We start from the raw sequence: 20,428 nt of genomic DNA, 5'->3' as shown, positions 1-20,428 counted from the left end.
CGGACACACAGCGACGGCACAGAGTGATTGTCGGCCCTGTGCACTGATTTGATAAGTTGCATTTTCAAACGGGTTTATAAGAAAAGCAGAACAATGCCACAGACCAGCGCCCGCACTCAGCCGCCAGTCATGTTCATGAAGCGCACTACCTGCACGTCATCGTCGAGGCGGAAGTTGTGGCTCCACGGCTTGAGCTGCATGGCCTGGATGATCGCCTGTTCGAGCACTTCCGGCTGGCCGGGATGATCACGCAGGACTTGCTTGAGGTCCGCCGAATGCTCGTTGCCCAGGCACAGCAGAAGGCGCCCTTCGACGGTCAGGCGCACGCGGTTGCAGGTCGCACAGAAGTTGTGGCTGTGCGGGGAAATGAAACCGATGCGCGTGCCCGGCGCCTGGGGGATGCGCCAGTAGCGCGACGGGCCCTGGGTGGAGTCGGCGGACGGCAGCAGCTCGTAACGCTCGGCGATGCGTGCGCGTACCTGATCACTCGAGTAGAAGGCTTCGGCGCGGCTGTGCTCGCTGATGGCCCCCAGGGGCATCTCCTCGATGAAGGAAATGTCCAGGCCGCGGTCGATGGCAAAGCTCACCAGGTCGACGACTTCGTCGTCGTTGCGACCCTGCATGACCACGCAGTTGAGCTTGGTATGGTGGAATCCGGCCGCGTTGGCCGCGTCGATGCCGGCAATTACCTTGTTCAGGTCGCCGGTACGAGTGAGCTCGCGAAAACGCGCTGGATCGAGGCTGTCCAGGCTGATGTTCAGGCGCTTGACGCCGGCGTCGAACAACGGCTGGGCCAAGGTTTCCAGGCGCGAGCCGTTGGTGGTCATGCACAGTTCCTGCAGGCCGGGCAGGGCAGCGATGCGTCGGCACAGGTCGACGATGCCCGAGCGCACCAAGGGTTCACCCCCGGTCAGGCGAATCTTGCGAGTCCCCAGGGCGACGAAGCTTGCGGCCACCTGCTCGAGTTCCTCGAGGCTGAGAATCTGCTGGCGCGGCAGAAACGTCATGTCTTCGGCCATGCAGTACACGCAGCGAAAATCGCAGCGATCGGTGACCGACAACCTCAGGTAATCGACTTTGCGGGCGAAGCCATCGTGCAGGGTGCGCTCAGGGGTGTGCATCGGGGGTACCAGTAAAGGGCATGACCATTTCGACTGCCAACGCCATGCAGGCGTTGCAAAAAAAATACAGACCTTGAAGGTACGCGCCACACCGGGGTCAAGCCAATCGCTTTTTTCAATGCGGTCATCGACAGGATTGATCGGCCCCCGGTGCACTGCCCGATCATGGCATCTGCGGCAACTCGTTGGGGCGCAGGTCGAATACCAGCACCTCGGCGTCGACCCCGTTGGTCAACCGCAGCACGGTTTCCTCACGCAGGCGCACGCCATCCCCTTCATTCAGACGCTGGCCGTTGAGTTCGACGCTGCCCGTGGCGACGTGCACATAGGCGTAGCGGTTGTCCGCCAGCGTCAGCGTGGCCTGTTCCGCGCCGTCGAACAGGCCGGCGTAGACCCGCGCATCCTGGCGCACTTCAAGCGAGCCTTGCGCGCCATCGGGCGAGATGATCAGTTGCAGGCGGCCACGTTTCTGCTCGGGCGAGAAGTGTTCCTGCTGGTAGCGAGGCTCGGCGCCTGCTTGCTCGGGTACGATCCAGATCTGCAGGAAATGCACGGGGTCGACATCGCTGTGGTTGAACTCGCTGTGGGCCACGCCATGGCCAGCACTCATCAACTGCACGTCCCCTGGGCGAATGACCGAGCCGGTGCCCAAGGTGTCCTTGTGCGCCAGCGCGCCTTGCAGCACGTAGGAGAAGATCTCCATGTCGCGGTGCGGGTGCTGACCGAAGCCCTTGCCGGCGCTGACCCGGTCGTCGTTGATCACCAACAGGTCGGAGAAGCCCTGCTCCTGTGGGTTGCGGTAGTGGCCGAAGGAAAAGGTATGGAAGGATTGCAACCAGCCATGGTTGGCGAGACCGCGGTCCGAAGCTTTGCGAAGTGCGAGCATGGTGTTCTCCCGATTCTGGTGGGGGCGCAGCGTTGGAGGTGCTGTGCGATGGGTAAAGATTATGCGTTCGCCGCGCCGGGATAAATCGTTCCGGCAGCGCAGCACTGTCGCGCTCAGGTTGACAGTCATGAAGTGCAGGCTTGCTATGCGTGATCGAGTGGCGGTTATAAGCTAATGCTGCATAGTTATAATTGGCTATATCAGAAATTGTTATCCTGCCGCCCGGCTACCGCTCCCGCGATGCTGAATCTGATGTGTAGGACGTAAGAATGGACGTAGGTACCTGGGGTTTCACCGTGGCCGGGCTGGTGGTCGGTTTCATCGTCGGCATGACGGGTGTGGGCGGCGGCTCGCTGATGACGCCCATCCTGCTCTGGTTCGGCATCAATCCGGCCACGGCCGTCGGCACCGACCTGTTGTACGCCGCCATCACCAAGGCCAGTGGCGTCTGGGTGCATGGGCGCAACAAGAACATCGACTGGAAGATCACCGGCTGGCTGGCGCTGGGCAGCGTGCCCGCAGCGGCGCTGGTGCTCTGGTATCTGAAAAGCCTGGATGCCGAACCGCAGGCCATGGGCGCGGTGATCAAGCAGGCATTGGCTGCGGTGCTGTTCCTGACCGCGTTCGCCATCCTCTTCAAGAAGCGCCTGCAGGCCTTCGCCAGCCGCCATGCCGGCGACCGCTACAACCTCAGTGCCAGCACCCTCAACGGGCTGACGGTGATCACCGGCGTGGTCCTTGGTGTGATGGTTTCGCTCACGTCCATCGGCGCCGGTGCGCTGGGCACCGTGGCCCTGTTCCTGCTGTATCCGTTCCTGGCGACGCGGCGCCTGGTCGGCACCGAGATCGCCCACGCCGTGCCCCTGACCCTGGTGGCGGGCATGGGCCACGCCAGTATGGGCAACATGGACTGGTCGTTGCTTGGCCATTTGCTGCTTGGCTCGCTGCCGGGCATCTGGCTGGGCAGTCATCTGTCCGGGCGGGTGTCGGACGACATCCTGCGGCCTTGCCTGGCGGTGATGCTGCTGCTGATCGGTTTCAAGCTTGCTTTCTGAGCCCCTCCCACTGGCGCGGGTTATCTCATGTGCAGAGCAGATTCCATGAACGCGATAGACATTCGCCCAGTGCGATCGGATGAGGTCGCTGCAACCCTGGATTACGTCATGGCTGCGCGGGCCTCGATCTTTCCGCAGCTGGATGCCACGCAAGTGCCGGATGACCTGGCGCGCTTTGCCGAGGTTTACCTGGGCTCCGCCCAAGGCTGTTTTCTGCTGGCCTGGCAGGCGGGTCAGATCGTAGGCAGCATCGGTTACCTGCCCTACGACCAGCGCTTCAATCAGCTGCAGCTGCCGCTCGAAGCCACCGTCGAGGTCGTCCGGTTGTTCGTTTCGCCCAGCTGTCGTGGCGCCGGCGTGGCCAAGGCGCTGTATGCAGCGCTGCTGGCGCAGGCGCGTGCGGCAGGTGTGCGAACCCTGTACCTGCACACTCACCCATTCCTGCCCGGAGCCATCGCCTTCTGGCAGAAACAGGGGTTCGAGGTGCTCGACGTCGAGTCCGATCCCGTGTGGCAGACGACTCACATGCGCTGCGCCGCTTCAAGCTGAACCAACGGCCAGGGGCGCCGGTCGGTGATAGACATACCGAACGCCTTGGAGCCGCCAATGAAGCCCTATGTAATCTGCCACATGATGTCTTCCGTCGATGGTCATGCGCTGACCGACGGTTGGGCGCGGCCGTTCAAGAACGCCGCAGGTGAGCTGTACGAGCAGTTGGCCAAACAGTTCGAGTTCGATGCCTGGGCCTGTGGCCGGGTGACCATGCAGGAGATCGCCCACGACGAGGGTTATCCGTCCGGCCTGGCCACCGGGCCGATTGCGCGTACTCCGTATTTTGCCGATCGCGCGGCGAGCGCCTATGCCATTTCCATCGACCCGAAGGGCAAGGTCGGTTGGAAATCCAACACGGCGCTGGACTCGCACATCGTCGAAGTACTGACCGAAGGCGTCAGCGACGACTACCTGGCCTATCTGCAGTCGATCCAGGTGTCCTACATTTTTGGCGGCCAAGACACCCTGGACTTGAGTCGAGTGCTGGACATTCTCGGCCGTGAATTGGGCATCAAGCGCCTGGTCGTCGAAGGCGGACCGCACGTCAGTGGCTCCTTCGTGAATGCAGGGCTGGTCGATGAAATCAGTGTCCTGCTGCTGCCCTTGGTAGACGGCCGCGGCGAGCACCCGGCGTCGTTCGAGATCGACGCCGGGCAATGGCAGCAGCCGACCTACCTGGCCCTGGACAGTGCCGAAGTGCAGGAGGGCGGTGCGGTGTGGCTGCGCTACCGGCAGCAAGCACTGCCGGGCTGAAGGCCGGACGCGCTTAGCTAGGCCAGGGTCTGAGCGGGGACGCGTACCCAGCCCTCCATCAGGACTCGCGCGCTGCGGCTCATGATCGCCTTGGTCACTTGCCACTGGCCCGCGACTTCGTTGGCCTGGGCGCCGACACGCAAGGTGCCCGAGGGATGGCCGAAACACACCGTACTGCGCACGCCACCCCCGGCCGCGCGGTTGACCACGGTGCCGGGGATGGCCGCGGCGGTACCGATGGCCACCGCCGCAGTGCCCATCATCGCGTGGTGCAGCTTGCCCATCGACAGGGCGCGTACGGTCAGGTCGATATCGGCCGCGGCAACGGGTTTGCCGCTGGACGCGAGGTAGTCGGCCGGTGGCGCGACGAAAGCGACCTTCGGCGTGTGCTGGCGGGTCTTTGCATCCTCCAGGCGACTGATCAGGCCCATGCGCAGCGCGCCATGGGCGCGGATGGTTTCGAAGCGAGCGAGGGCCTGTGGATCGCCGTTGATCGCCTCCTGCAGTTCGCAGCCGTTGTAGCCCAGGGCGGCGGCGTCGATGAAGATGGTTGGAATGCCCGCGTTGATCAGGGTCGCCTCGAAACGACCCACGTTCGGCACGTCCAGCACATCGATAAGGTTGCCGGTGGGAAACATCGCCCCCGCCGCGCCCTCGGCCTCGGCAGCCGGATCGATGAACTCCAGTTGCACCTCGGCGGCCGGGAACGTCACGCCGTCGAGTTCGAAATCACCGGTTTCCTGCACCACACCGCCGCTCATGGGCACGTGGGCGATGATCGTCTTGCCGATGTTGGCCTGCCACACGCGAACCGTAGCGATGCCGTCGTGGGGGACGCGGGAAGGATCGAGCAGGCCAGTACTGATGGCAAAGGGGCCGACGGCGGCGGACAGGTTGCCGCAGTTGCCGCTCCAGTCGACGAACGCGCTGTCGATGGACACCTGGCCGAACAGATAGTCGACGTCATGCCCCGGCTGGCTGCTCGGGCTGACGATCACCGTCTTGCTGGTGCTCGAGGTGGCACCGCCCATGCCGTCGATCTGCTTGGCGTACGGGTCCGGGCTGCCGATCACCCGCAGCAGCAGGGCGTCACGCAGTGGCCCTGGCTGGCGCGCAGGCTCGGGCAGGTCGGCGAGGTTGAAGAACACGCCCTTGCTGGTGCCGCCGCGCATGTAGGTGGCGGGAATGCGAATCTGCGTCATGGAGCTGTCCTCAGTGAGCGCCGGCGGCATGGGGAGCAGGCGCGGTGGCCTGCAGGAAATCCTGGGCGAAGCGCTGCAGCACACCACCGGCTTCGTAGATCGAGACCTCTTCGGCAGTGTCCAGTCGGCAGGTCACAGGCACTTCCAGGCGCTCGCCATTGCGCCGTTCGATGATCAGCGTCACCTGCGCCTGGGGTGTCAGTCGGCCGATCACGTCGAACACCTCGGTGCCGTCGATACCCAGGGTCTTGCGGTCGGTGCCGGCAGCGAACTGCAGCGGCAGCACACCCATGCCCACCAGATTGGTCCGGTGGATGCGCTCGAAGCCCTCGGCGGCAATTGCCTCGACCCCGGCCAGGCGTACGCCTTTGGCCGCCCAGTCGCGCGAGGAACCCTGGCCGTAATCGGCCCCGGCAATGATGATCAGCGGCTGCTTGCGCAGCATGTAGGTTTCGATCGCTTCCCACATGCGCATCACCTGGCCTTCGGGTTCCAGGCGGGTCAGCGAACCTTGGCGAACCTTGCCGTTTTCCACCACCATTTCATTGAACAGCTTGGGGTTGGCGAACGTCGCGCGCTGGGCAGTCAGGTGGTCGCCGCGGTGGGTGGCGTAGGAGTTGAAGTCTTCTTCGGGCAGACCCATTTTGGCCAGGTATTCGCCCGCAGCGCTGTCGAGCATGATCGCGTTGGATGGCGACAGGTGATCGGTGGTGATGTTGTCCGGCAGCACGGCCAGGGGGCGCATGCCCTTGAGCGTGCGCTCGCCGGCCAGGGCGCCGTCCCAGTAGGGCGGACGACGGATGTAGGTGCTCGCCGGGCGCCAGTCGTAGAGAGGCGCGACCTTCGGCCCGGTGTCCTCGTGAATGGCGAACATGGGGATGTACACCTGGCGGAACTGCTCCGGTTTCACCGACGACTTGACCACGGCGTTGACTTCTTCGTCGCTGGGCCAGATGTCCTTGAGCCGAATGGGTTGACCCTGCGGGTCGAACCCGAGCACGTCTTTTTCGATGTCGAAGCGGATGGTGCCGGCGATGGCATAGGCGACTACCAAAGGCGGTGAGGCGAGGAAGGCCTGCCGGGCATACGGGTGGATGCGCCCGTCGAAGTTGCGGTTGCCCGAGAGCACCGCCGTGGCATACAGGTCGCGTTCGATGATCTCCTGCTGGATCACCGGGTCCAGCGCGCCGGACATGCCATTGCAGGTGGTACAGGCGAACGCCACGATGCCGAAGCCCAGGGTTTCCAGTTCCTCGGTCAGGCCGGCTTCGTCCAGGTACAGCGCCACGGTTTTCGAGCCCGGTGCCAGGGATGACTTCACCCAAGGCTTGCGGGTCAGGCCCAGGCGGTTGGCATTGCGCGCCAAGAGGCCGGCGGCGATCACGTTGCGCGGGTTGCTGGTGTTGGTGCAGCTGGTGATGGCGGCGATGATCACCGCGCCGTCCGGCATCTGCCCTGGCACGTCGGTCCAGGGGCCGGCGATACCTTGGGCGGCAAGGTCGCTGGTCGCCACCCGCGCGTGGGGGTTGCTCGGGCCGGCCATGTTGCGCACCACGCCCGACAGATCGAAGCTCAGGTCGCGTTCGTAGACGGCGGCGTCCAGGCTGTCGGCCCACAGGCCGGTAAGGCGCGCGTAGTCTTCGACCAGCTGCACTTGCTGCTCCTCGCGGCCGGTCAGGCGCAGGTAGTCGATGGTCTGCTGGTCGATGGCGAACATCGCCGCCGTGGCGCCGTATTCCGGGGCCATGTTGGAGATTGTGGCGCGGTCGCCCAGAGTCAGCTCGCGCGCGCCTTCGCCGAAGAATTCCAGGTAGGCACCGACGACTTTCTGCTGGCGCAGGTATTGGGTCAGGGCCAGCACCATGTCGGTGGCGGTGATGCCGGGTTGCAGCTGCCCGGTCAGTTCGACGCCGACGATCTCGGGCAGGCGCATCCACGAGGCGCGACCGAGCATGACGCTTTCGGCTTCCAGGCCGCCGACACCGATGGCAACCACCCCCAGCGCGTCGACGTGGGGCGTGTGGCTATCGGTACCGACACAGGTGTCGGGGAAGGCCACGCCTTCGCGAACCTGAATGACCGGCGACATCTTCTCCAGATTGATCTGGTGCATGATGCCGTTGCCCGGTGGGATGACGTCGACGTTCTTGAAGGCCTTGCGCGTCCAGTCGATGAAATGGAAGCGGTCTTCGTTGCGACGGTCTTCGATGGCGCGGTTCTTCTCGAACGCCTGGGGGTCGAAGCCGGCGCTTTCTACCGCCAGCGAGTGATCGACGATCAATTGGGTCGGCACCACCGGGTTGACCAGCGCCGGGTCACCGCCCTGGGAGGCAATCGCGTCGCGCAGGCCGGCGAGGTCGACCAGCGCGGTTTGGCCGAGGATGTCATGGCACACCACGCGCGCCGGGTACCAGGGGAAGTCCAGGTCGCGCTTGCGCTCGATCAGCTGGCGCAGCGAGGCGTCGAGTGTGGTGGGGTCGCAGCGTCGCACCAGGTTCTCGGCGAGTACGCGGGAGGTGTAGGGCAGGGTGGCGTAGGCGCCAGGCTGGAGGGCTTCGACGGCTTCTCGGGCGTCGTAATAGTCCAGTGGCGAGTTCGGCAGGGACTTGCGGTGTTGTGTGTTCATCAGGTCGGCTCACGGTGCAAGGCATGGTCAGGCATGGCAAAAGTTCGGCGGGGCGGCCTTCGCGGGCAGAGCCCGCTCCCACATAAAACCCAGCTCCAGATTCGGAGGATTGTGGGAGCGGGGCGGGCGGCGAGCCATCTACCCGCGAAGAGGCCCGCCAGGTCAGCGACGATCCAGGGGCACGAATGCGCGCTGTTCCACGCCGACATACTCCGCGCTGGGCCGGATGATCCGGTTGTTCGCGCGCTGCTCGAATACGTGCGCCGCCCAGCCCGTCACCCGCGAGCAAACGAAGATAGGTGTGAACAGTTCGGTGGCGATGCCCATGAAGTGGTAGGCCGAGGCATGGTAGAAGTCGGCGTTGGGAAACAGCTTCTTCTGTTCCCACATGATCTTGTCGATGGCCTCGGACACCGGGTAGAGCACCTTGTCGCCGGCTTCTTCGCTCAGCTTCTTCGCCCAGCCCTTGATCACCTCGTTGCGCGGATCGTTGTCCTTGTACACGGCATGGCCGAAACCCATGATCTTGTCCTTGCGCTCCAGCATGGCCAAGGTGCCGCGCACCGCCTCCTCGGGCGAAGCGAACTTCTGGATCATCGCCATCGCCGCCTCGTTGGCGCCGCCGTGCAGCGGGCCGCGCAACGAGCCGATGGCGGCGGTCACGCATGAATACATGTCCGACAGGGTCGATGCGCAGACGCGGGCGGTGAAGGTCGAGGCGTTGAATTCGTGCTCGGCGTAGAGAATCAGCGATACGTCCATCACCTTGCTGTGCAATTCACTCGGCGACTTGCCATGCAGCAGGTACAGGAAGTGCCCGGCGAACGTCTCTTCGTCGCTGCTGCAGCTGATACGCACGCCATGGTGGCTGTAGCGGTACCAGTAGCACATCATCGCCGGGAACGCCGCCAGCAGGCGGTCGCTCACGTGTTCCTGCTGGCCGAAGTTGCGCTCAGGCTCCAGCGTGCCGAGGAACGAACAGCCGGTGCGCATCACGTCCATCGGATGGGTGCTCGACGGAATGCGTTCGAGCACTTCCTTCAACGGCTGCGGCAGGTCGCGCAGGCTGCGCAGCTTGCCCTGGTAGGCAGCCAGTTCGGCAGGCGTGGGCAGCTCGCCATGCAGCAGCAGGTAGGCGACTTCCTCGAACAGGGCATGTTCGGCCAGTTCGCGCACGTCATAGCCACGATAGGTCAGCCCGGCACCGGGCATGCCGACGGTCGACAGGGCGGTCTGTCCGGCCACTTGGCCACGCAGGCCAGCGCCACTGAGTACTTTTGCTTCGGCCATGGGTTTTCTCCGATCTTGGATTTGTTATTGGAATGCAGTGATCATTTTTTCTGCGCAAACAGTGCGTCCAGCTTGCGCTCGAAGTCGTGGTAATCGATTGCCTCGTACAGCTCCATGCGAGTCTGCATGGTGTCGATGACATTCTGCTGAGTGCCGTCGCGGCGTATCGCGGTGTAGACGTTCTCGGCCGCCTTGTTCATGGCACGGAACGCAGACAGTGGGTAAAGCACCAGGCCCACGCCAACGCCACCCAGTTGCTCGGTGGTGAACAGCGGGGTGGCGCCGAACTCGGTGATGTTGGCCAGAATCGGCGCCTTCACCCGGCTGGCGAACAGCTGGTACATCTGCAATTCGGTGATGGCTTCGGGAAAGATCATGTCCGCACCCGCCTCGATGCAGGCGGCGGCGCGGTCCAGGGCGGACTCCAGTCCTTCCACCGCCAGGGCGTCGGTGCGCGCCATGATCACGAAGCTGTCGTCGGTGCGGGCGTCCACGGCCGCCTTGATGCGATCGACCATCTCCTGCTGTGAGACGATTTCCTTGTTTGGCCGATGGCCGCAGCGTTTGGCGCCCACCTGGTCCTCGATGTGCATGGCCGCTGCGCCGAACTTGATCATCGACTTGACGGTGCGCGCAACGTTGAACGCCGACGAGCCGAAACCGGTGTCGACATCGACCAGCAAAGGCAGCTCGCAGACGTCGGTGATGCGGCGCACGTCGGTCAGCACATCGTCCAGGCCGGTAATGCCCAGGTCGGGCAGGCCCAGCGAACCCGCCGCGACGCCGCCTCCGGACAGGTAGATGGCCTTGAAGCCAGCCCGTTGCGCGAGCAGTGCGTGGTTGGCGTTGATGGTGCCGACCACCTGCAGGGGTGACTCTTCGGCGAGTGCCTGGCGGAAACGTTGGCCGGGGCTGGACGGCTGATTCATGGTTGGGCTCCTGGGGTGTTGTTGTGGTTGGGTTCCAGGTAATGGCGCTCGATGTTGCGCTTGGACGCGGCGATGTGCCTGCGCATGAGCAACTCGGCCAATTCGCCATCGCGCTCGGCGATGGCGTCGAGAATACGGTGGTGTTCGGCAAAGGCCTGATGGGGGCGGTTGGGCGTGGCCGAGAACTGGATCCGGTACATGCGCACCAACTGGTAGAGGTCGTCGCACAGCATCTGCACCAACGTGCTGTTGCCGCTGCCCTGGATGATCCGGTAGTGGAAGTCGAAATCGCCTTCCTGTTGGTAGTAGCCGACGCCGGCCTGGAACGCGGCATCGCGCTCATGGGTGGCCAGCACCTCGCGCAGTTCGTCGATCTGCACCTGGCTCATGCGCGTGGCGGCCAGCCGGCAGGCCATGCCTTCAAGCGATTCGCGGATTTCGTAGAGTTCGATGAGTTCGGCGTGGTTGAGCGATACCACCCGCGCACCGACGTGCGGAATGCGCACCAGCAGGCGTTGGCCTTCGAGGCGGTGGATGGCTTCACGCAGGGGACCGCGGCTGATGCCGTAGGTGCGTGCCAGTTCGGGCTCGGAAATCTTGCTGCCAGGGGCTATTTCGCCGTTGACGATGGCCGCCTGGATACGCCGGAAGACGTTTTCCGAAAGCGTCTCGGTTTCACCCGCAACACTGGAAACGTGCGGCGCGTCATTGTTGGGCAGGACGTGCAACGAAACAGACGTGGCAGACATATTGTCGACACCTGGGCAGGTAGTGACAAAAAAATAGCCCTGTTTAAGCGGCTAGTCAATACGTCATAGGCGAAGTGTCGACAATCCTTGGTAGTGACCGGGGGCACTGGCCCCCGATACCGTGCTGCGCTCACTCGGCTGTGGGGTAGTCCACGTAGCCTTCGGGCCCCTGGCTGTACCAGGTTTCCATCACGTCCTTGTTTAGCCGCAAGCCTTCGGCGAACCGATGGGGCAGGTCAGGGTTGGCCAGGAACGGTCGGCCGAAAGCGATGGCGTCTGCTTCACCGGCGTCCAGCGCGGCCTGCGCTTTCTCATGGGTGTAATCGGAGTTGAGCACCAGTGTGCGGCTGAAGGCCTTGCGGATGACCGGATGCACGGGCGGGCGGTCGGCCTTGCCGAAGGTACCGTCGAGCGGTGGCTCACGCAGTTCCAGATAGGCGATGCCGATCGTGTCCAGCGCAGCGGCAGCAGCGGAGAACAGGGTTTCCGGATCGCTGTCGTTGACCCCCTGCGAATCGCCGTTGGGCGACAGGCGCACACCAGTACGTTCGGCACCGATGGTGTCGACAACCCGCTGTGTAACCTCGGTCAACAGACGGATGCGGTTTTCCACCGAGCCGCCGTAGGCGTCCTCGCGGAAATTGCTGTTGTCGCGCAGGAACTGATCGATCAGGTAACCGTTGGCCGCGTGGATCTGCACGCCATCGAAACCGGCGCGCATGGCGTTTTTCGCGGCATGCTCGTAGTCGTCGAGCAACCGTGGAATTTCGTGGATGCCCAACGGACGCGCCTGCACATAGGGCTGCTTGCCATCGTAGGTATGGGTCTGACCTGGCGCAGTGGTTGCCGATGAGGAAACCGGCTGCGCGCCACCTAGGAAGCTGGGGTGAACAATGCGGCCCATATGCCACAGCTGCAGGTCGATGCGGCCACCGACCTCATGCACCGCAGCGGTGATCTTCTTCCAGCCCTCGACCTGCTCGTCGCTCCAGATGCCGGGCGCGTATGGCCAGCCCAGGCCTTCCTGAGTGATTCCGGTGGCTTCGGTGATGATCAACCCGGCGCTCGCACGCTGGGTGTAGTACTCGATCATCAAGTCGGTGGGTACATGGTTGCGCGTGGCACGGCCGCGGGTCAGCGGCGCCATCAGGATCCGGTGGGGCAGTTTCTGCGCGCCGACCTGGATCGGGTCGAATAAAGAAGGCATCTGGTCTCCCTGGTCTGTGGGTTGAAAGGCGGCTCAGGCGGTGGCGAGGGCTTTGATGATGGCGTCATTGAAGGCCGGGATATCCTTCGGGTTGCGCGAGGTGATCAAGGTCCAGCCGTTGGCCCCGCACTGCTTGACCTCTTGATCCACCCAGCCAGCGGCACCGGCGTTGGTCAGGTCGAGGCTGACGCTGGGGTACGAGGTCAGGGTTTTGCCGGGGATCACGCCAGCATTGATCAGCAGCCATGGACCATGGCAGATGGCGGCCACGACCTTGCCGGCATCGGCGAATGCCTTGACCAGTTGCTGGGCATCGGTGTCCTGGCGCAGGGTGTCGGCGTTCACGGTGCCGCCGGGAATCACCAGGGCGTCGAAGTCGCTGGCGTTCAGGCCCTGGATCTTGCCGTCGGATTCAACGGTACGGTCTTTCTCGGTGTCCTGCTGGAAGGTCTGCACGGTGCCGCCTTCGCTCGAAGCGTGGGTCACGGTGGCGCCTGCTTCGCGCAGCGCTTCGAGAGGCTTGAGCAGTTCATCGCGTTCGATGCCGGTGTTGGCAGTGATGAACAGGACTTTCTTGCCTTGCAGTTGGGTACTCATGAAGGTCTTCCTCGGCTCAGTGGGTGCCTGGCACGCCAGGCGATCAGGAAATCTGAGCGCGGAGGAAAATGGAAAGTTCAGGCGGATTCTTCTTCGGTGCGGCGGGCGGGCAGGCCCGATTGCAGGCCTGCCTTTGCGTTTGCCGGCTCAGTAGCCTGCGGCAAGACCAGTGTTGCGGCGGGGATCGTTGGCGCCGTAGAAACGGTTGTTGGCCACCGGTTTGGCGCCCAGTGCCGGCGCGCCTACCAGGATCGCGGCCAGGTGATTGGCGTCCTGGGGCTCACCGAACTTGTGCCCCCAGCTTTCAAGAATCTTGCGGGTGTCAGGGCTGATGGCGAAGTTTTCCAGGTTGGTGACGTCGGGCATCCACTGCTGGTGGAAACGCGGCGCATTGACCGCCTGCTGGATGTCCATGCCGTAGTCGATGACATTGAGCATGGTCAGCAGGGTGGCAGTGATGATCCTGCTGCCGCCGGGCGTGCCGAGCACCATGACTGGCTTGCCGTCCTTGGTGACGATGGTCGGGCTCATGGAGGACAGCGGCGTCTTGTACGGCGCGATGGCGTTGGCCTCGCCCTGGACCAGCCCGTACATGTTGGCCACGCCGACCTTGGAGGTGAAGTCGTCCATTTCGTCGTTGAGCAGGATGCCGGTACCGCTGGCCATGACCCGCGCGCCGAACCAGCCGTTGAGGGTGTAGGTCACCGACACCGCGTTGCCCCATTTGTCGACGATGGAGTAATGCGTGGTGTTGCTGCCCTCATGGGGCGCCACACCCGGCTTGATTTCGGCGGAAACCCCAGCCTTGTTCGGTGCGATGCTGTCGCGCAGCTTGGTCGCGTAGTTGGCGTCGAGCAGGTGCGCGATGGGGTTCTTGACGAAATCCGGGTCGCCCAGGTAGCTGTTGCGGTCCACATAGGCGTGGCGCATGGCTTCGATCTGGTAGTGCATGCCCTGCGCCGAGCCATAGCCCAGCTCGGCCATCGGGTAACCCTGAAGGATGTTCATGATCTGGCAGATGACCACGCCGCCGGAGCTGGGCGGTGGCGCGGAAACCACATGGTAGCCACGGTAGTCGCACTCGATCGGGTCCAGTTCGCGGGTCTTGTACTTGTCGAGGTCGGCCTGGGTGATGATGCCCTTGCCCGCCTGGCTCGAATCGACGATGGCCTTGGCCACCCAGCCTTGGTAGAACCCGGCGTTACCCTTCTCGGAGATTTCCCGCAGGGTCCGCGCCAGGTCCTTCTGCACCAGCTTCTCGCCGGCCTTGAACGGCTGGCCCTGCTTAAGGAATATCTTTGCCGAATCCTGGCTGTCCTTGCGGAAGTCCTCGGTGGCGGTTTCCAACAGGTCGACATCGCCCTGGGCCAGGGTGAAACCTTCGTCTGCCAGCTTGATGGCCGGCGCCAGCAGATCGGCGCGTTTGAAGGTGCCGTACTTCTGCAACGCCAGCTCCATGCCCGACACCGTGCCGGGTATGCCTACCGACAAGTGGCCGTCGGTGCTCAGGCCCTCGATGACATTGCCGGCCTTGTCCAGGTACATGTCGGCGGTGGCGGCCAGCGGTGCCTTCTCGCGGAAGTCGAGGAAGGTCTTGCGGCCATCGGCCATCTGCAGGGTCATGAAGCCACCGCCGCCGATGTTGCCCGCAGCCGGGTAGACCACGGCCAGGGCATAGCCTACGGCCACGGCGGCATCGACGGCATTGCCGCCGTCCTTGAGCACATCCACGCCAATGTGGGTGGCCAGTTGCTGTGCGGTGACCACCATGCCGTTCTCGGCAGCGACGGGGGCGGGAGAGGCGGCGAACGTACAGGCGGGCACCAGCGCGAACGCAAGGGCGATCAGCGACTTGGGCAAGGGTTCGAGTTTCAAGAGGTGGCTCTCTTCTTCTGCGGATGGGGAGCAAAAAAGCGAATGGCTTCGCCAATCGCAAGAATAGCCGTGTTTCTCAATGTTGCTGGCGGCCGGCGGCCAACGCCGTCAGCTGCTGGCCGGCAGCATCGAAGTTATCCGTCGCCAGCCACCGCTCGAAGGCTGCGCGCAGCGCCGGCCATTCGCTGTCGATGATGGAAAACCAGGCCGTATCGCGGTTGCGACCCTTGTACACCAGCGCTTGGCGGAAGATGCCTTCGAAGCTGAAGCCCAGCCGTGCCGCGGCCTTGCGCGAGGGCTCGTTGAGGGCGTCGCATTTCCACTCGTAGCGGCGGTAACCCAGTTCGTCGAACACCCGGCGCATCAATAGGTACTGGGCTTCGGTCGACAGCGGGGTGCGTTTCATCAGCGGCGAGAACGTCACATGGCCGACCTCGATGACGCCATTGGCCGGGTCCATGCGCATCAAGGCCAGGGTGCCCACCGCGCGCTGGGTGCGCAGGTCGATCACCGCCCAGTGTTGCGGATCCTGGCTGGCTGCCGCGTGTCGCAGGTGACTGCGGTAGCTGTCCAGGTCGGCAAACGGGCCGACCGGCAGGTAGGTCCAGTCGCTGCCATCGGTCTGTTGGCAATAGCCGCTGAACAGGTCTTCGGCGTGGGCCGCAGCGTTCAGTGGCTCGAGCCGGCAATAGCGTCCTTCGATAACGTCGTGGGCCGGGCGAGGGCGAGGGCTCCACTCGGGAAGGGCGTGACCGACAGGCTGGTGGTGCTCGTTGCGGCTGTTCTGGTTGCTGGGCATGACGACTCCTGACGTGAGCAGAGTGAGGCAATAAGGTTGCACCGACCTCAGCGCGGATCCAGCACGATGCCGAAGCCTGTCTTGGCTTCGCTGACGATACGCAGGTGCTGGCGCTCGCCGGGCTGCGCCTGCAGGCGCAGTTCGCGGTTCAGGCGGCCTTTGCTGCACAGCAGGCCACCCTGCTTGTCGGTGGTGATGCCGACGATGTGTTCGCCCGGTGGCAGGTGAAAGGTCGCCACTTCACCCACGGCCAGCAGCGCGGCGGGTTCACGGTCGATCAGCAGTGCCACGTAGCAGCCGCCGCCCAGCATGCCGATGTCACGGTCCACCACCAGCTCGCTCGATGGCGACAGCGTTTGTTGCCAGGCCGACAGCCGTTCGGCCGGCACGGCTTTCAGGTGCTCCGAATCAGCGCGAAACGAGGTACAACCTGACAGGCTTGCCGCGGCCAGCATCATCCAGAACACACGCATCGTTCGATTCCTCATAGGGCACTGTGCTCCCACTCTAGCTCAAGCGAGAAGGGGTGCCGAACACTCGCAACGTGGCCAGCTTCAGAAAAGTTTTGAAACAGGTTCCCGCCAAGGTGCGCGATGGGCAAGAATGGCCAGGCTTATCCGTACGGACTGACCTGAACCTGTGGAGGTACCGTGGCACCTAGAGACCTGATGTTGGCCCTGGTCGTGATCGTTGTCTGGGGTTTGAATTTCGTGGTGATTCGCTACGGTCTCGATGGCTTGCCGCCGATGCTGCTGGGCGGCCTGCGCTTCACCCTGGTGGCGATTCCCGCGGTGTTCTTCATCCGCCGGCCGAACCTGCCACTGCGCTGGCTGATTGCCTATGGCGCGACCATTTCCCTGGGCCAGTTCGCGTTTCTGTTCGAGGCGATGGCCAATGGCATGCCCGCCGGCCTGGCCTCGCTGGTGCTGCAATCCCAGGCCTTCTTCACCTTGTTCTTCGCTGCGCTGTTCATTGGCGAGCGCCTGCGCGCCGCCAGCGTGGTGGGCTTGCTGGTAGCGGCCGGAGGGCTGGCGATGATCGGCCTGGAAAGCGATCAGGCCACGCCGTTGATGGCGGTCTTGCTGACCCTGTGCGCAGCGTCGATGTGGGCGATGGGCAATGTCATCACCCGCCGCTTCGGCAACATCGACCTGGTCGCTCTGGTGATCTGGGGCGCATTGATTCCGCCCTTGCCGTTCTTCGCCTTGTCGCTGTGGCTGGAAGGTCCGGCACTGATCCAGCAATCGCTGTTGGGCATCGGCTGGAAATCCATCGGTAGCCTGGTCTATCTGGCTGCCGTGGCTACGGTGCTTGGCTACAGCTTGTGGAGCAAGCTGTTGTCGCGCTATCCGGCCGGCAAGGTAGCGCCGTTTTCATTGCTGGTGCCGGTGGTGGGCTTGAGTTCTTCGGCCTGGATCCTGGGCGAGCGCCTGGGTGCCCTGCAGTGGTGGGGTGGAGCGCTGGTCATGGTCGGGCTGTTGATCAACGTGTTCGGCAGCAGCCTGTTCAGCCGCCTGGGCACGGGTCGCACCGAGGCGAAATCTCTGCAATGATGAGGCCATCGATACGTCAAGGAGATGCAGCATGATGATCCGGTCGCTGACCCTCGCCACACTGTTCGCGTTCGCGGCGCCCTTGCTGGCCGCCGATGGCGACAGCCCTCTGGCCCAGGACCGCGGGAGGGCCCGGCCGCTGGTGGTCATTGCTCCCAGCTCGGTGGATCCCAACCTGCTGAAGCTGCGCAAGGCTCTGGAAGAACCCGCCAACCGCGACGGCTTCAAACAGCGCGGCATGGTCCTGTACACCGTGATCAATACCATCGGCCAGCGTGACGGCAAGGATCTCGACCCACAGGCCACCATGTCGCTGATCCGCGACTTAAAACTGGGTGCCGGGTCCAGCCAGAAGTTCGTGCTGTTGGGCAAGGATGGCGAGAAGAAGCTCGAACAGGCGGGTTACGTCGAGCCTTCACAGCTGTTCAGCACCATCGACCAGTTGCCGGCAGCGGAAAAGGACGCCAGTGCACCCGCGGCGGCAGTGCCTGCTGCACAGGAGCCCGCCAGCAAGCCGGGCAAGGCGGCCAAGCCGAGCAAGGCGCCGCAGCCGCTCGACGATTGATCCGTCAGCGCTCTACGCCGCGTTGCGGCCTCGGATTCCTGCGTTCAAACCATGTTGAGGCGCTGCTTGCGCAGGGGTGGTGGGTAAGCGGCATCCAGCGAGGCTAGATCTGCTTCGTCGAGCTTCACCTGCAGTGCCCCGGCATTCAGCCTTACATGCTCGGGCGTGGAAGCCTTGGGGATCGCGATCACGTTGTCGTGGCGCACCACCCAGGCCAGGCATGCCTGGGCCGGCGTGATGCCGTGACGCTCGGCTACCTGGCGCAAGGCGGGTTGGTCGAGCAGGCGACCGCCCTGGGCAATCGGACAATAAGCCATCAATGGCATCGCGTGCTTCGCGCACCACGGCAACAGGTCGAACTCGATGCCGCGCTCTTCCAGGTTGTACAGCACCTGGTTGGTCGCGCATCCGGCGTCGTCCAGCTCGGTCATGTCATCGACATCGAAATTCGACACGCCCCAACGGCCGATCTTGCCCTGGGCCTGCAGCCGCTCGAACGCTTCCACCGTTTCGCTCAGGGGATACTGGCCGCGCCAGTGCAGCAGATACAGGTCGATGCGCTCGGTGTTCAGACGCTGCAGGCTGCGCTCGCAGGCCTTGATCACGCCCTGGCTGCTGGCGTTGTGCGGGTAGACCTTGCTGACCAGCATGACTTCGTCACGACGCCCTTGGATGGCTTGCCCGACGATTTTTTCGGCGCCGCCTTCGCCGTACATTTCAGCGGTGTCGAGCAGGGTCATGCCCAGGTCGATACCTTGCTGCAGCGCGGCGATTTCCTGTTGCGCACGGGCAGGGTCCTCACCCATGCGCCAAGTGCCTTGGCCGATTCTCGCGACCGGCCTGCCGGCCAGGCTGATGCTGTTCATCGCAATGCTCCGTGATTATCAACGTAATAGACGCGCCGCTGCTACAGGAGTTGGGCAGTGCGATGAAGCTGCGGTTCAACCCAGTAGGCGCTGCGCCGTGTGCTCCAGCAGCACCTCCATCAACGCGTGCGCGGCGGCCGACAGCTTGTGATCGGGCAGGCGCATCAGGCCGATGCGCCGTTCGATGCGCGGTGACTCCAACGGCACGCAGCGCGCACCCAGTTCATGCATCTGCTCGACACACAATGCCGGCACCGCGCTCACCCCCAGGCCGTGGGCAACCATGCGGCCGATGGTGCTTAACTGGTGGCTCTCGAATGCCACCGCAAGCTTGCCGTGCTGCTCGCTGATGGCGCTTTCCAGCAGCAGGCGAACCGCAGAAGGGCGCTGCAGGGCAATGAAATCATGAGCGAGCAGGGTCTCCCAGGTGAGCATCGGTTGCTCGGCCAGCGGTGAATCGGCCGCCACCACCGCCACGAACCGATCGGTGTAGAAGGGGGTGAACACCAGCGACGAGGTGCTTTCCGGCTCGAAGCCTATGCCCAGTTCGACCCGCCGATGGCGGACCATCTCCACCACGTGCTCGTTGATCACATCATGCACGGCAACATTGACCCTCGGGTGCCGGTCGCGAAAGATCCGCAGTGCTGCCGGCAGCAGGTTGCCGGCGAACGACGGCATGGCCGCGATGGACACTTTGCCCAACTGCAGGGTGAAGTGCTGGCGCAGCAGCTCTTCGGTATTGTCCCAGTCCGCCAGCAAGCGGCGGGCCAGTGGCACCAGCACCTCGCCTTCCGGCGTCAGGCTGACGCTGCGCGTGGTGCGGATCAGCAGCGCGCCGCCCAGGTCTTCTTCCAGGCCTTTTATCGTCAAGCTCAGGGCGGGCTGCGAGAGATGCAGTTTTTCACCAGCCTGGGCGAAGCTCAGGGCTTGGGCGACAGCGAGAAAAGCGCGCAGCTGTTTGACGTTCATCTATTTGCAAAACCAATCAATCCCCAAGAAAAACAAAATTAACAAATTACCATCGTGGGGAGAAGATACCGTCACGCTTGCCGTTGCCGACGTGACGGCGCCATAACAAACAAAACAAGGCGAACAATCATGGCTGGACTCGATAAACGAGTGGCAACCTATGCCCAGGCACTCGAAGGCCTGCGTGATGGCATGACCGTACTGGCCGGTGGGTTCGGCCTGTGTGGCATTCCGGAAAACCTCATTGCCGAAATCAAGCGACTGGGTGTCCGCGACCTTACGGTGGTGTCCAACAACTGCGGCGTTGATGGCTTTGGCCTTGGCGTGCTGCTCGAAGACCGGCAGATTCGCAAGATGATCGCCTCCTATGTCGGCGAAAACGCCCTGTTCGAGCGGCAGTTGCTCGATGGCGAGCTGGAAGTCGAACTCACCCCTCAAGGCACCCTGGCGGAAAAGATGCGCGCAGGCGGCGCCGGCATCCCCGCGTTCTTCACGGCTACCGGCTATGGCACACCGATAGCGCAAGGCAAGGAAATACGTGAATTCGGTGGCCGGCAGTACATTCTGGAGCAGGCCATCACCGGCGACTTCGCCATCGTCAAAGGCTGGAAGGCCGACCATTTCGGCAACGTCATCTATCGTCACACCGCCCAGAACTTCAACCCGCTGGCGGCAAGCGCCGGGCGCGTCACCGTGGTCGAGGTCGAAGAAATCGTCGAACCCGGCGTGCTCCTCCCCGAGCACATCCACACGCCAGGCATCTACGTCGACCGAGTGATCCAGGGCACCTTCGAGAAGCGCATCGAAAAGCGCACCCTCAAGGCCTGATTG

General features: G+C 63.7%; 20 protein-coding genes. 6 read left to right on the top strand and 14 right to left on the bottom strand.

The window, feature by feature from the left end:
* Nucleotides 1-116: 116 nt before the first annotated feature.
* Together moaA and IFT80_RS08505 are read right to left on the bottom strand one after the other, a co-directional pair.
* A complete protein-coding gene (gene moaA / locus IFT80_RS08510; protein ID WP_192059681.1) occupies nt 117-1,121 on the bottom strand; it encodes a GTP 3',8-cyclase MoaA in 1,005 nt (334 codons plus the stop codon).
* A 163-nt stretch (nt 1,122-1,284) separates the two neighbouring features.
* A complete protein-coding gene (locus tag IFT80_RS08505) occupies nt 1,285-2,007 on the bottom strand; it encodes a pirin family protein (protein WP_122477788.1) in 723 nt (240 codons plus the stop codon).
* Nucleotides 2,008-2,276: 269 nt separating this feature from the next.
* On the opposite strand from IFT80_RS08505, the gene IFT80_RS08500 reads away from it, so the two are divergent.
* From IFT80_RS08500 to IFT80_RS08490, 3 genes are read left to right on the top strand one after another with little or no spacing between them, the layout of a single operon-like run.
* Nucleotides 2,277-3,062, top strand: coding sequence for a sulfite exporter TauE/SafE family protein (locus IFT80_RS08500; RefSeq protein ID WP_122477789.1), 786 nt, complete (start codon nt 2,277-2,279; stop codon nt 3,060-3,062).
* A 45-nt stretch (nt 3,063-3,107) separates the two neighbouring features.
* Entirely contained in the window at nt 3,108-3,611 is a 504-nt protein-coding gene (locus IFT80_RS08495; RefSeq protein WP_192059679.1) for a GNAT family N-acetyltransferase, read from the top strand.
* A 57-nt stretch (nt 3,612-3,668) separates the two neighbouring features.
* Nucleotides 3,669-4,367, top strand: coding sequence for a dihydrofolate reductase family protein (locus IFT80_RS08490; RefSeq protein ID WP_192055301.1), 699 nt, complete (start codon nt 3,669-3,671; stop codon nt 4,365-4,367).
* Between the two features lie 17 nt (nt 4,368-4,384).
* On the opposite strand, the gene prpF is transcribed toward IFT80_RS08490, so the two are convergent.
* The 10 genes from prpF to IFT80_RS08440 form a co-directional block, all read right to left on the bottom strand.
* Entirely contained in the window at nt 4,385-5,569 is a 1,185-nt protein-coding gene (gene prpF, locus IFT80_RS08485) for a 2-methylaconitate cis-trans isomerase PrpF (RefSeq protein WP_192059677.1), read from the bottom strand.
* 10 nt (nt 5,570-5,579) lie between these two features.
* The gene (gene acnD / locus IFT80_RS08480) at nt 5,580-8,195 is read right to left on the bottom strand and encodes a Fe/S-dependent 2-methylisocitrate dehydratase AcnD (RefSeq protein ID WP_192137294.1); all 2,616 of its coding nucleotides are present in this window, start codon (nt 8,193-8,195) and stop codon (nt 5,580-5,582) included.
* Between the two features lie 162 nt (nt 8,196-8,357).
* Complete coding sequence (gene prpC / locus IFT80_RS08475) at nt 8,358-9,485, bottom strand: bifunctional 2-methylcitrate synthase/citrate synthase (protein WP_192137292.1); 1,128 nt, start codon at nt 9,483-9,485, stop codon at nt 8,358-8,360.
* 41 nt (nt 9,486-9,526) lie between these two features.
* Nucleotides 9,527-10,414 carry a methylisocitrate lyase gene (prpB, locus tag IFT80_RS08470; protein ID WP_122477799.1) on the bottom strand — a complete coding sequence of 296 codons (888 nt, stop codon included), beginning with the start codon at nt 10,412-10,414 and terminating at the stop codon, nt 9,527-9,529.
* Nucleotides 10,411-11,163 (bottom strand): GntR family transcriptional regulator, encoded by a 753-nt coding sequence (locus IFT80_RS08465; protein ID WP_244646817.1) that lies wholly within the window; start codon nt 11,161-11,163, stop codon nt 10,411-10,413. The genes prpB and IFT80_RS08465 overlap by 4 nt, the downstream gene beginning before the upstream one ends.
* 130 nt (nt 11,164-11,293) lie before the next feature.
* Nucleotides 11,294-12,370, bottom strand: a complete 1,077-nt coding sequence (locus IFT80_RS08460) for an alkene reductase (RefSeq protein WP_192137290.1) — start codon at nt 12,368-12,370, stop codon at nt 11,294-11,296.
* Between the two features lie 33 nt (nt 12,371-12,403).
* Entirely contained in the window at nt 12,404-12,967 is a 564-nt protein-coding gene (locus IFT80_RS08455; protein WP_192059671.1) for a type 1 glutamine amidotransferase domain-containing protein, read from the bottom strand.
* 147 nt (nt 12,968-13,114) lie between these two features.
* Nucleotides 13,115-14,842 (bottom strand): gamma-glutamyltransferase, encoded by a 1,728-nt coding sequence (gene ggt, locus IFT80_RS08450; protein WP_192055294.1) that lies wholly within the window; start codon nt 14,840-14,842, stop codon nt 13,115-13,117.
* Between the two features lie 76 nt (nt 14,843-14,918).
* Nucleotides 14,919-15,641, bottom strand: coding sequence for a GNAT family N-acetyltransferase (locus tag IFT80_RS08445; RefSeq protein WP_192137288.1), 723 nt, complete (start codon nt 15,639-15,641; stop codon nt 14,919-14,921).
* Nucleotides 15,642-15,688: 47 nt separating this feature from the next.
* Complete coding sequence (locus IFT80_RS08440) at nt 15,689-16,114, bottom strand: 3-isopropylmalate dehydratase (RefSeq protein WP_185793226.1); 426 nt, start codon at nt 16,112-16,114, stop codon at nt 15,689-15,691.
* A 195-nt stretch (nt 16,115-16,309) separates the two neighbouring features.
* Here IFT80_RS08440 and IFT80_RS08435 point away from each other — a divergent pair, with 195 nt between their 5' ends.
* Nucleotides 16,310-17,194: an EamA family transporter gene (locus IFT80_RS08435; protein ID WP_197975811.1), complete on the top strand. Its 885-nt coding sequence runs from the start codon at nt 16,310-16,312 to the stop codon at nt 17,192-17,194.
* Between the two features lie 31 nt (nt 17,195-17,225).
* On the top strand, nt 17,226-17,759 hold the full coding sequence (locus tag IFT80_RS08430; RefSeq protein WP_122477809.1) for a DUF4174 domain-containing protein: 534 nt from the start codon (nt 17,226-17,228) through the stop codon (nt 17,757-17,759).
* A gap of 44 nt (nt 17,760-17,803) precedes the next feature.
* Here IFT80_RS08430 and IFT80_RS08425 read toward each other — a convergent pair whose 3' ends face one another.
* Nucleotides 17,804-18,625: an aldo/keto reductase gene (locus tag IFT80_RS08425; RefSeq protein WP_192137286.1), complete on the bottom strand. Its 822-nt coding sequence runs from the start codon at nt 18,623-18,625 to the stop codon at nt 17,804-17,806.
* Between the two features lie 75 nt (nt 18,626-18,700).
* Nucleotides 18,701-19,597: a LysR family transcriptional regulator gene (locus IFT80_RS08420; RefSeq protein ID WP_192137284.1), complete on the bottom strand. Its 897-nt coding sequence runs from the start codon at nt 19,595-19,597 to the stop codon at nt 18,701-18,703.
* 129 nt (nt 19,598-19,726) lie between these two features.
* Here IFT80_RS08420 and IFT80_RS08415 point away from each other — a divergent pair, with 129 nt between their 5' ends.
* Nucleotides 19,727-20,425 carry a CoA transferase subunit A gene (locus tag IFT80_RS08415; RefSeq protein WP_192137282.1) on the top strand — a complete coding sequence of 233 codons (699 nt, stop codon included), beginning with the start codon at nt 19,727-19,729 and terminating at the stop codon, nt 20,423-20,425.
* Nucleotides 20,426-20,428: the final 3 nt, after the last annotated feature.

This window comes from Pseudomonas sp. CFBP 8771 (assembly GCF_014841695.1).
Classification (GTDB): domain Bacteria; phylum Pseudomonadota; class Gammaproteobacteria; order Pseudomonadales; family Pseudomonadaceae; genus Aquipseudomonas; species Aquipseudomonas baltica.
The sequence above is the reverse complement of the archived record's forward strand: the minus strand, read 5'-3'. Positions and strand labels throughout refer to the sequence as shown.

Excerpts from the sequence above, each read along its gene's own strand:
- prpF (WP_192059677.1), bottom strand. The coding sequence starts at position 5,569 with ATGACGCAGATTCGCATTCCCGCCACCTACATGCGCGGCGGCACCAGC.
- IFT80_RS08415 (WP_192137282.1), top strand. The coding sequence starts at position 19,727 with ATGGCTGGACTCGATAAACGAGTGGCAACCTATGCCCAGGCACTCGAA.
- IFT80_RS08445 (WP_192137288.1), bottom strand. The coding sequence starts at position 15,641 with ATGCCCAGCAACCAGAACAGCCGCAACGAGCACCACCAGCCTGTCGGT.
- IFT80_RS08490 (WP_192055301.1), top strand. The coding sequence starts at position 3,669 with ATGAAGCCCTATGTAATCTGCCACATGATGTCTTCCGTCGATGGTCAT.
- IFT80_RS08430 (WP_122477809.1), top strand. The coding sequence starts at position 17,226 with ATGATGATCCGGTCGCTGACCCTCGCCACACTGTTCGCGTTCGCGGCG.
- IFT80_RS08420 (WP_192137284.1), bottom strand. The coding sequence starts at position 19,597 with ATGAACGTCAAACAGCTGCGCGCTTTTCTCGCTGTCGCCCAAGCCCTG.
- IFT80_RS08500 (WP_122477789.1), top strand. The coding sequence starts at position 2,277 with ATGGACGTAGGTACCTGGGGTTTCACCGTGGCCGGGCTGGTGGTCGGT.
- IFT80_RS08460 (WP_192137290.1), bottom strand. The coding sequence starts at position 12,370 with ATGCCTTCTTTATTCGACCCGATCCAGGTCGGCGCGCAGAAACTGCCC.
- IFT80_RS08440 (WP_185793226.1), bottom strand. The coding sequence starts at position 16,114 with ATGCGTGTGTTCTGGATGATGCTGGCCGCGGCAAGCCTGTCAGGTTGT.
- prpC (WP_192137292.1), bottom strand. The coding sequence starts at position 9,485 with ATGGCCGAAGCAAAAGTACTCAGTGGCGCTGGCCTGCGTGGCCAAGTG.
- acnD (WP_192137294.1), bottom strand. The coding sequence starts at position 8,195 with ATGAACACACAACACCGCAAGTCCCTGCCGAACTCGCCACTGGACTAT.
- moaA (WP_192059681.1), bottom strand. The coding sequence starts at position 1,121 with ATGCACACCCCTGAGCGCACCCTGCACGATGGCTTCGCCCGCAAAGTC.
- IFT80_RS08425 (WP_192137286.1), bottom strand. The coding sequence starts at position 18,625 with ATGAACAGCATCAGCCTGGCCGGCAGGCCGGTCGCGAGAATCGGCCAA.
- IFT80_RS08455 (WP_192059671.1), bottom strand. The coding sequence starts at position 12,967 with ATGAGTACCCAACTGCAAGGCAAGAAAGTCCTGTTCATCACTGCCAAC.
- IFT80_RS08495 (WP_192059679.1), top strand. The coding sequence starts at position 3,108 with ATGAACGCGATAGACATTCGCCCAGTGCGATCGGATGAGGTCGCTGCA.
- IFT80_RS08435 (WP_197975811.1), top strand. The coding sequence starts at position 16,310 with ATGTTGGCCCTGGTCGTGATCGTTGTCTGGGGTTTGAATTTCGTGGTG.
- prpB (WP_122477799.1), bottom strand. The coding sequence starts at position 10,414 with ATGAATCAGCCGTCCAGCCCCGGCCAACGTTTCCGCCAGGCACTCGCC.
- IFT80_RS08465 (WP_244646817.1), bottom strand. The coding sequence starts at position 11,163 with ATGTCTGCCACGTCTGTTTCGTTGCACGTCCTGCCCAACAATGACGCG.
- IFT80_RS08505 (WP_122477788.1), bottom strand. The coding sequence starts at position 2,007 with ATGCTCGCACTTCGCAAAGCTTCGGACCGCGGTCTCGCCAACCATGGC.